The organism is Streptomyces aurantiacus JA 4570 (assembly GCF_000414115.1).
GTDB lineage: Bacteria > Actinomycetota > Actinomycetes > Streptomycetales > Streptomycetaceae > Streptomyces > Streptomyces aurantiacus_A.
The window spans coordinates 1-9,347 of record NZ_AOPZ01000158.1; the positions used below are offsets into that span (position 1 = coordinate 1).

Below are 9,347 nucleotides of genomic sequence, written 5' to 3' on the forward strand. Positions count from 1 at the left end.
GGCGGCCGCGGCGGGGATGTCGTGCTTGACGTGGTAGCCGCGGCTGAGGAGCAGCGGTACGAGAACGGCGCCGGGCCCGGCGCCCTCGGCGGGCAGCCCGCGCAGGGTGTCGCCGAGGGCGGGCTCGTTCAGCTCGATGTGGCCGAGCCGGGCGTCGAGCCCCGGACGCAGCGCGCGGACCGCGTCGAGCAGCGCGGTCACAGTCGTGAGGGCGCGCGGGTCACGGCTGCCGTGGGCGACGACGACCAGGGCGGGGTCCCCGGGGCGCGCCCCGGGGAAGCCGCCGCGGCCGACCAGGCCGAGCCTGCTGCCCAGCTCGCCGCTGATGCGGTCCATGAGCTGGGCGGCGGTGTCCAGCCCGGTCACGGGGCCCGGCGTGGTGGCGGGGCCCGGCGTGGTCGCGGTGTCCGGATGCGGGTTCGACGGCGTCATGGACCGAGGATGGCGGCGCCACGTTGCCGCCCCGTTGCGTCGCCGTGACGGCTCTTTTCGGGAGGCTCACGGGCGTCCGCCGGCCTCACACCAGGGCTCGGCGCGCGCGGAGGTTGGCGTACCCCGGGCGTAACCGGCCGAGCCGGGCGGTGAAACACGGTCGCCGGAAAGTGGCGGAATGCACTTCATGGCGACATCGGAACAGTCCGCACGGCCCGCGGACGCGTCGGGGCGGCCCGCTGACGCGTCGGAGCCCCGCACGTCCGCGTCGGACACCGCCGCCACGCCCACCCACTGCCCGTACTGCGCGCTCCAGTGCGGCATGGGGCTGACGCGTGGGCCGGAAGGTGTCGAGGTCGTGGAGCGGCCCGCGTTCCCCGTCAACGGGGGCGCGTTGTGCGGGAAGGGGCGTACGGCACCTGCTGTGCTGTCCTCGCGGGTGCGGTTGACCGGGCCCTTGGTGCGGTCCGGTGTCAGCGGGGAGCTCGAACCGGCCGGGTGGGACGAGGCGCTGGACCGGGTCGCCGACGGGCTCGCGCGGACGCGGGCCGCGTACGGGGCGGACGCGTGCGGGGTGTTCGGCGGGGGCGGGCTCACCAATGAGAAGGCTTACGCGCTCGGCAAGTTCGCCCGGGTCGTGCTCGGGACCTCGCAGATCGACTACAACGGCCGGTTCTGCATGTCGTCCGCCGCGGCCGCCGGCAGCCGGGCGTTCGGCCTCGACCGGGGGCTGCCGTTCCCGCTCGCGGACGTCGCGCGCACCGGGTGCCTGATCCTCGTCGGCTCCAACCTCGCGGAAACGATGCCGCCCGCGCTGCGGTACCTCACGGAGCTGAAGGAGAACGGCGGCACGCTGATCGTCGTCGACCCGCGCCGCACCCGCACCGCCGAGCAGGCCGACCTGCATCTGGCGCCCCGCCCCGGCACCGACCTCGCGCTCGCCCTCGGGCTGCTGCACCTCGTGGTGGCCGAGGGGCGCACCGACGAGGCGTACATCCGGGAGCGCACGACCGGCTGGGAGGAGGCGCGGGCCGCCGCGATGGCGCACTGGCCCGAGTACGTGGAGCGGATCACCGGGGTGCCGGTGCCCCAACTACGGGAAGTGGTACGGAAGTTCTGCGACGCCGAGCACGCCATGGTGCTCACCGCGCGCGGGCCCGAGCAGCAGGCCAAGGGCACGGACACCGTCGCGGCGTGGATCAATCTGTGCCTGGCCACGGGCAGGCCGGGGCGGCCGCTCTCCGGGTACGGATGTCTGACGGGGCAGGGCAACGGGCAGGGCGGGCGCGAACACGGGCAGAAGGCCGACCAGTTGCCCGGCTACCGCAAGCTCACCGACCCGGCGGCGCGGGCGCACGTCGCCGGGGTGTGGGGCGTGGACCCCGACTCGCTGCCCGGGCCCGGGCGGTCCGCGTACGAACTGCTCGACGCGCTCGGCGGGGACGTCAAGTCGCTGCTGCTCATGGGCTCCAACCCGGTGGTGTCCGCGCCGCACGCCGCGCACGTGGAGGAGCGGATCCGGTCCTTGGACTTTCTTGCCGTCGCGGATGTCGTGCTGTCCGAGACCGCTCGGCTCGCCGATGTGGTGCTTCCGGTGACGCAGTGGGCCGAGGAGACCGGCACCGTCACCAACCTGGAGGGGCGGGTGCTGCTGCGGCGGCAGGCCGTGGACCCGCCGGACGGGGTGCGCAGCGACCTGGAGGTGCTGCACGGGCTCGCCTCGCGGCTCGGGCACGGGAAGGGGTTCCCGGTGGCGCCGGAGGAGGTGTTCGAGGAGCTGCGGCGGGCCAGCGGGGGCGGGATCGCCGACTACTCCGGGATCTCCTACGAGCGGCTCACCGAGGGCGACGGCGAGGGGGTGTTCTGGCCGTGCCCGGCCGCCGCCGACGGTCAGGAGGCGCACGCCGGTACGCCGCGGTTGTTCCTGGAGCGGTTCGCCACCGAGGACGGCCTTGCCCGGTTCGTGCCCGTCGTGCACCGGGACTCCGCCGAGGAGACCGACGGGCAGTACCCCGTCGTGCTGACCACCGGGCGGGTGCTCGCCCAGTACCAGTCCGGGGCGCAGACCCGGCGGGTCGACGAGTTGAACGCCGCCGCGCCGGGGCCGTTCGTGGAGGTGCATCCGCGGCTGGCCGCGCGGTTGCGGGTCGCCGACGGGGAGGCCGTGGCCGTGGTGTCGCGGCGCGGGCGGGTGGTGGTGCCCGCGCGGGTCACCTCCTCGATCCGGCCCGACACGGTGTTCATGCCGTTCCACTGGCCCGGGGAGGGGCGGGCCAACACGCTTACGCATCCTGCGCTCGACCCCGTGTCGCGGATGCCGGAGTTCAAGGTGTGCGCGGTGCGACTGGAGCCGGCGTGAAGCTTCCCTCGGCCTGCCCCTTGGTCGGCCCAGGGGTGCCGTACCCCTGGGCCTCCGTCCATCGCGCTTCGCGCTCGTCCTCAAACGCCGGACGGGCTGAAATATTCGCGCGGGTCACGCGGTCGTCTCCTCGGCCACCCAGGCCAGGTAGGCCGCGCTGCCCCGGGTCACGGGGGTGGCGATGATCTCCGGGGTGTCGTAGTCGTGGGTCTGGACGAGCCAGGACTCCAGCGCCTCGTACCGCTCCGTGGTGGTTTTGAGCAGCACCTGCCACTCGCGCGCTGTCTCGATGGCGCCCTCCCAGCGGTACACGGACGTGACCGGGCCGTTGATCTGCGCGCAGGCCGCGAGGTGCGCGTCGACCGCGCCGCGCGCCAACGCGTCGGCCTTGCCCGGGGTGTCCGTGGTGGTCAGGACCGTGAGGACGGTCGGTTCTGGCACGGTTCTCGCTCCTCGTCGTCGGGGGTGGGGCGGGCCCCAGGTCCTGGGAGGCTACCGGCCTGGCCAAAGGTCCTGATATTCACCATTTCCTCGCTTTAGCGGTGACTGTTACACAATCTCCTGGTTTCTGTGACGCGTTCTTCCTACCGTCGAATGCGGTGGCCGGTCTCCGCCGAATCCCCGGCGCTTCCCCCCGGGCCGGCCACCACCAAGCCCCCCGCCCCCGGTGCCCCGGCTCCTCGGTTTCTCGGTCCCTCTATGAATCTGCGCTTCCGCCTCCGCCCCCTCCTTCTGGGGGCACCCCTCGCCGCTCTGGCCGCCGCCGTGCTCTGCGCGTGCGGGGCCGCCGACGGCCTCAGCACCGGTGAGAAGGCCCCGCCGGTGTCGGTGCAGCCGCGCCCCGAGCCGCTGTGGTCCGCCTGGTCGGGGTCGTCGCCGTCGGCTCCCGGCGCGGAGACGGCGTCGAAGCAGCCGCCGCCCGAGCCGCTCGAAGGGCTCGACGACCTCGGGCCCGGCGGGCTCGCCGAGGCCGACGCCCGGGAGCTGCTGCGCGCGGACACCCGGCTGCGGACGCTCGCCGACCGGCCGATGATCAAGAAGCCGGGGCAGCCGGGCATCCGGCCGCCGGTGCTCGCCGACCTCACCGGCGACGGGCGGCGCGAGATGCTCGTCGCGATCGACGTGGAGAGCGGGCGCAGCGTGCTCGCCGTCTACTACGAGAAACGCGGGAAGGTCTATCCGATCCTGTTCACCGCGGGGCGGCGGCTCGTCGTCGAGACGCTCGGCACCGATCTGCTGGTGCGCAGCCCGTGCGCGGACGGCGGCGAGCAGGCCGTGCGCTACCACTGGGACGGCACCCGGATGTCCACGGTCAGCGACGTCAAGAGCTATCAGAAGCCCGGGCACGCCGCGGAGGAGGAGGACGGCAGCTCCCCGTCCTCGCCCTCCGGTGACTCCCGCGGCTCCGGAGCCCGACCATGAGGCTCCGCACCCTCGGCCTGCGCTGGCACACCCTCGGCCTGCGCTGGAAGATCGCCGCGCTGCTCGCCGCCGGGTGCGCGGTCGTCGCCCTCGCCATCGGACTGCTCATCCACCACGCGCGCCTGGACCAGGTGTGCGACGGCGCCCGTTCCGCGGCCACCGCGCAGCTCGTCCGCGTACGTCAGGTGTACGAGCTGACCGGGCAGGTCCCGCAGGACGACACGGACGCGGCCATCGACGCGGCATCGCTGCCGGGGCCGCTGCGGGCCGCCGCGCTCGACGGGCGCCGCACCACGTACCTCGACCTCGACGGCACCGAGGGGGGCGAACCGGCCGTGTGGGCGGCGCGACCGGTCGGCGATCACGTCCTCTCCGTACGCATGCCGCTGCGCGAACAGGCCGACGAGATGGCCGAGTTCGACCGGCAGCTCCTCGTGTCCGGCGCCGTCGTCGTGGCGCTCGCCGCGCTCGGCGGCGCCGCCATCGCCAGCCGGCTCAGCCGCGATCTGCGCACCGCGGCCGCCACGGCGCGGCGCATCAGCCAGGGCGAGCTGGACGCCCGCATCGGCCATCCGCTGCCGCCGGGCTTCCGGCACGGCAAGAACGAGGTCGCCGACCTGGCCACCGCCGTCGACACCATGGCCGCCACGCTCCAGCAGCGCCTGGAGGCCGAGCAGCGGTTCACCGCGGACGTCGCGCACGAGCTGCGCACGCCCCTGACCGGACTGCACACGGCGGCCGAACTGCTGCCGCCGAGCCGCCCCACCGAGCTGGTGCGCGACCGCGTCGTCGCGCTGCGCGCCCTCACCGAGGACCTCCTGGAGGTCGCCCGGCTCGACGCCGACGTGGAGCGGCCCGACCTGGACGTGCACCCCCTTGGCACGCTCGTCGAGGGCATGGTCCAACGGGCGGGCTGCGCCGATCAGTTCACCGGCGGCGGGGTGCGGTTCGCGCGCGCCGGGGAACGTCTCGTACGCACCGACGCGCGCCGCCTGGAGCGGATTCTGACGAACCTCGTCGGCAACGCCCGCAAGCACGGCGGCGGCCCCGTCGATCTGCGCGTCGACGGGGCCGCGGTCACCGTGCGCGACCGCGGCCCCGGCTTTCCGCCGCATCTGCTGCGCGAGGGCCCGCAGCGGTTCCAGACCGGCGCCCGGGAGCGCGGTCAGGGCACCGGCCTCGGCCTGACCATCGCGCTCGGGCAGGCCGCCGTCATCGGCGCGCGGGTGGAGCTGAGCAACGCCGCCGACGGCGGGGCGGTGGCCGTCGTACACCTGCCGGAGGCGTGAACCCGCGCGCCTGGGACCAACTGTCGGAGGCGTGAACCCGCGCGCCTGGGCTCAACTGCCGTATGCCCGCACCTTCTTGGCGCCTCGCAGTGCCCACGCCCACCACTGGAGCTGGTCCAGCATGCCCTTGGCCGCGGCGTCCGCGACCGAGGGGTCGCGGTGGTTGCCCTCGCCGTCGAAGAGCGCGCCCGCGTTGTGGAAGGAGACCGTGTCGCGGACGGTGACCATGTGCAGCTCGGCGAAGACCTGGCGCAGGTGCTCGACCGCGCGCAGACCGCCCGAGATGCCTCCGTACGAGACGAGGGCGACGGGCTTGGCCTGCCATTCGTCGCGGTGCCAGTCGATGACGTTCTTCAGGGACGCGGGGAAGGAGTGGTTGTACTCGGGCGTGAGGACGATGAAGGCGTCGGCCTCCGCCAGCTTCGGGGAGACCTTGGCGAGCTCGGCGACGACGTCGGCGGACGGGCGGTAGGACAGCGAGGTGGGCAGGTCCACCTCGGCCAGGTCGACGACGTCCGCCTCGAACCCCTCGTGGCCGCGCACCCGGCGCAGCAGCCATTCGGCGACGACCGGGCCGAAGCGGCCCTCGCGGTTGCTGCCGACGATCACGGCGACCTTCACCGGCGCCTCGGCCGTGGCGGTGAGGGCGGCGGCGGGCGACGGGGAGACGGAAACGGTCTGAGCTGTGGTGGTGGTGTTCATGCGGAGAGCTTCTGACTTAAACCTTGGTTCAGGTCAAGCCGTGTCCGTGATTACTCTGGCGGCATGACGACGCATCTCGCACCGGACGCCAAGGAAGCCACCGTCGGCGAACTCGCCGAGCGCAGCGGGGTGGCGCCCTCCGCGCTGCGGTTCTACGAGCGCGAGGGACTGATCTCCAGCCGCCGCACCTCCGGCAACCAGCGCCGCTACAGCCGTGACACGCTGCGCCGCGTCGCCTTCATCCGCACCTCGCAGCGGCTCGGCATCCCGCTGGCCACCATCCGCGACGTGCTGAAGCTGCTCCCGGAGGACCGCACGCCCACCCGCGAGGACTGGGCCCGCATCTCGGAGTGCTGGCGGGCGGACCTGGACGAGCGCATCCGCGCCCTGCAACGGCTGCGCGACAACCTCACGGACTGCATCGGCTGCGGCTGCCTCTCGCTCGACCGGTGCGCCTTGTCGAACCCGTGGGACGAGCTGGCGGCGCACGGGCCGGGGCCGCGCCGCCTGATCGAGGACTGACGGCCGCGTACGGGCGTACGTGGCCACGTACCCGCGAACGTACGGTGGCGCCATGACGACAACACCGCCACCGGCACCGCCAACCACCACCGATGTGACCCGACTTGAGATCGACGGCGCGCCCGCCGCCGTCGAGACGCTGCGGGCCCGCGCCCTCGACGGCTTCGGGCACTTCACCGCGATGCAGGTCAGGGGCGGCCGGGTGCGCGGCCTCGGGCTGCATCTGGCGCGCCTGGACGCCGCGACCCGCGAGCTCTTCGACCAGGGGCTCGACGGCGAGCGGGTGCGCGCGCTGGTGCGGCACGCGCTCGCCGGGGACGGCGGGGCCGACGGCGCGACCGGTGTCATCGGCGACGCCTCGGTCCGCGTGTACGTGCACGCCCCCGACGGCACCCCGTCCCTGATGGTCACCGTGCGCCCGCCGACCGAGCTGCCCGCCGTCATGGCGGACCGGGCGCAGGCGCTGAAGTCCGTGCCGTACGTACGGCCGGTCGCGCACATCAAGCACCTCGGCGGCTTCGGGCAGGCTTACCACGCGCGCGAGGCGCGCCGCGCGGGCTATGACGAGGCGCTGCTCACCGGCCCGGACGGCACGATCAGCGAGGGCGCCGTCACGAACGTCGCGTTCTTCGACGGGCACGAGGTGGTGTGGCCCGACGGCCCGCACCTGGCGGGCATCACCATGCAGCTCCTTCAGGCACGGCTCGCGGACGCGGGGCTGCCCACGCGCGTGGGGCCGGTGCGGCTGCGGAATCTGCCCGGCTACCGGGCCGCCCTCGTCGTGAACTCCTGGGGCGTCAGTCCGGTGCGGCGCGTGGACGACCTGGACCTGCCGCTCGACGAGAAGCTGATGGCGACGGTCGCCGGGGTGTACGAGGAGGTCCCCCGCGATCTGATCTGAGCCGGGTCACCCATTCACAGGCGCCGTGCCGCGGCTTCGGTGCGCTCCCCGCGGCACCCCCGGTGACCTGCTGGAACGTTCCCGTCGAAGCGTCAGGAGCCGGGTCCGCGCAGTGTTTCTGATGCCTCCTCAGCAGGCGTGCGGGGCCGAGTGCCACTTACCTCGAAGGTGCGTCCCGTACGAGGGGCGGAAGCCTCGACAGGAGCAAGCACCCATGCGCACTGCCCGCAAGCTGACGACCTCCGCCGCGCTCGCGGTCACCTCGGCCGGCCTGCTCGCCGCCCCCGCGTCCGCGGCGAACGCCGCGCCCGTCGGCGGCCTGGAGGTGGCACCGGCCACCGTCACGCCCGGCACCACCGTCACGGTGCGCACCACGGCGTGCGGCGCGGACGGCGGCGCCACGGGGGACGCGAGCGCGGTGGGCGCGGGCACCTTCGCGCTCGCCCCGGCCGAGCGCCCGGAGGTGGCGTCCGGGCGGTTCAAGGTGCCGCCGTCGGCGCAGCCCGGTACGTACGAGATCGTCGCGCGCTGCGCCGGGTCCGGCGCGGACGGCGGCAAGCAGGTGGCGGGCGACCTGTCGGTGACGCTGACGTCCACGGCGTCCGCCCGCGAGGAGCAGCCGGTGCCCGTGCCGGTGCATCCGAGGGGGCACGTGAAGACGGGGGTCGGCGGTGCGCTCGGCCCCGATCCCGTGAAGACCGCGGCGGGCGTGGCGGTTCTCGCCGTCGCCGCCGCGGGCGGTACCTGGCTCCTGCATCGCCGGGCGAGAGGCGACAGGATCTGACGGACCCCCTCCGCGGTCCGCGCGTACCGCCGCTCCCCTCCCTCTTCCGTCCGCCTGTCCCTCGCGGCCGGGAGGGGGAGGCGGGGACTGGCCGTGGGCCCTGAACCGGCCCGCCGCGCTCCCACCCACCTCGTTCCCCACCACCTGTCCCCGACCCCGGGAGGGCCTGTCATGCGCCGGACACAGCGGCGAGGGAGGTTCGGCACCTCCGTCATAGCGACCTGCACCGCGCTCGCGCTGAGCAGCGGTGCCTGGCTGGTGTACGAGGGCACGGCGACGCGTCCGCCGCCGCAGCCGTCGGCCTCGCAGGCGGCCGCGCCCGGCACCGGCCGCGCGGGGCTGAACGCCGCCGCCCCGCTGCCGCCGTCGCCGCCGGACCGGATCCGCATCCCCGCCATCGACGTGGACGCGCCGCTGATGGGCCTCGGGCTGACCCGCCAGGGCAGCCTCGACGTGCCGCCGTCGCGGCACAAGAATCTCGCCGGGTGGTACGAGGCGGGGACCACGCCCGGGGAGCGGGGTACGGCGATCGTGGCCGGGCACGTCGACAACGCGGAGGGGCCCGCCGTCTTCTACCGCCTCGGCGGGCTCGCCAAGGGCCGCGTCATCGAGGTCGAGCGGCGGGACGGCGGGGTCGCCCTCTTCACGGTCGACGCCGTCGAGGTGTACGACGCGAAGGGCTTCCCCGACGAGAAGGTGTACGGCGCCGCGGCGCGGCCCGAGCTGCGGGTCATCACCTGCGGTGGGGCGTACTCCAAGGAGACGGGCTACCAGGGCAACGTGGTCGTCTTCGCGCACCTCACCGGGTCCCGCTGACTGCAACCCCACTCCGCCGCTCCGCGGCGGCTTCTCCCACCCGCCCACCCGTGACCCTCGGCCCAGTCGCACCGGCAGAAACCGGGCGGGCGGGCGGAAGCAAACCCGTCGCGTCAGCGG

The 9,347-nt window shown here is 74.4% G+C and carries 10 protein-coding genes; 7 read left to right on the forward strand and 3 right to left on the reverse strand.

The window, feature by feature from the left end; all coding sequences use genetic code 11:
* Positions 1–432 (reverse strand): sirohydrochlorin chelatase (locus STRAU_RS17110; RefSeq protein WP_037660023.1); only part of this gene is annotated, 432 nt, incomplete at its 3' end.
* A 178-nt stretch (positions 433–610) separates the two neighbouring features.
* On the opposite strand from STRAU_RS17110, the gene STRAU_RS17115 reads away from it, so the two are divergent.
* On the forward strand, positions 611–2,791 hold the full coding sequence (locus tag STRAU_RS17115) for a molybdopterin oxidoreductase family protein (RefSeq protein WP_016641601.1): 2,181 nt from the start codon (positions 611–613) through the stop codon (positions 2,789–2,791).
* Between the two features lie 114 nt (positions 2,792–2,905).
* Here the strand turns inward: STRAU_RS17115 and cutA are convergent, their stop codons facing one another.
* Positions 2,906–3,232 (reverse strand): divalent-cation tolerance protein CutA, encoded by a 327-nt coding sequence (gene cutA / locus STRAU_RS17120; protein ID WP_016641602.1) that lies wholly within the window; start codon positions 3,230–3,232, stop codon positions 2,906–2,908.
* A gap of 258 nt (positions 3,233–3,490) precedes the next feature.
* Here cutA and STRAU_RS17125 point away from each other — a divergent pair, with 258 nt between their 5' ends.
* A complete protein-coding gene (locus STRAU_RS17125; protein WP_016641603.1) occupies positions 3,491–4,213 on the forward strand; it encodes a hypothetical protein in 723 nt (240 codons plus the stop codon).
* Positions 4,210–5,502 carry a sensor histidine kinase gene (locus tag STRAU_RS17130; protein WP_016641604.1) on the forward strand — a complete coding sequence of 431 codons (1,293 nt, stop codon included), beginning with the start codon at positions 4,210–4,212 and terminating at the stop codon, positions 5,500–5,502. Before STRAU_RS17125 ends, STRAU_RS17130 begins: the two co-directional genes overlap by 4 nt.
* Positions 5,503–5,553: 51 nt before the next feature.
* On the opposite strand, the gene STRAU_RS17135 is transcribed toward STRAU_RS17130, so the two are convergent.
* Positions 5,554–6,204 (reverse strand): NADPH-dependent FMN reductase, encoded by a 651-nt coding sequence (locus STRAU_RS17135; RefSeq protein WP_016641605.1) that lies wholly within the window; start codon positions 6,202–6,204, stop codon positions 5,554–5,556.
* 63 nt (positions 6,205–6,267) lie between these two features.
* Between STRAU_RS17135 and soxR the strand changes: the two genes are divergently transcribed.
* The 4 genes from soxR (at position 6,268) to STRAU_RS17155 (ending at position 9,227) form a co-directional block, all read left to right on the forward strand.
* Positions 6,268–6,726 (forward strand): redox-sensitive transcriptional activator SoxR, encoded by a 459-nt coding sequence (gene soxR, locus STRAU_RS17140; protein ID WP_016641606.1) that lies wholly within the window; start codon positions 6,268–6,270, stop codon positions 6,724–6,726.
* A 52-nt stretch (positions 6,727–6,778) separates the two neighbouring features.
* Positions 6,779–7,627 (forward strand): aminotransferase class IV, encoded by an 849-nt coding sequence (locus tag STRAU_RS17145; protein WP_016641607.1) that lies wholly within the window; start codon positions 6,779–6,781, stop codon positions 7,625–7,627.
* Between the two features lie 214 nt (positions 7,628–7,841).
* Positions 7,842–8,411, forward strand: a complete 570-nt coding sequence (locus STRAU_RS17150) for a hypothetical protein (protein ID WP_016641608.1) — start codon at positions 7,842–7,844, stop codon at positions 8,409–8,411.
* A 171-nt stretch (positions 8,412–8,582) separates the two neighbouring features.
* Complete coding sequence (locus STRAU_RS17155) at positions 8,583–9,227, forward strand: class F sortase (RefSeq protein WP_016641609.1); 645 nt, start codon at positions 8,583–8,585, stop codon at positions 9,225–9,227.
* Positions 9,228–9,347: the final 120 nt, after the last annotated feature.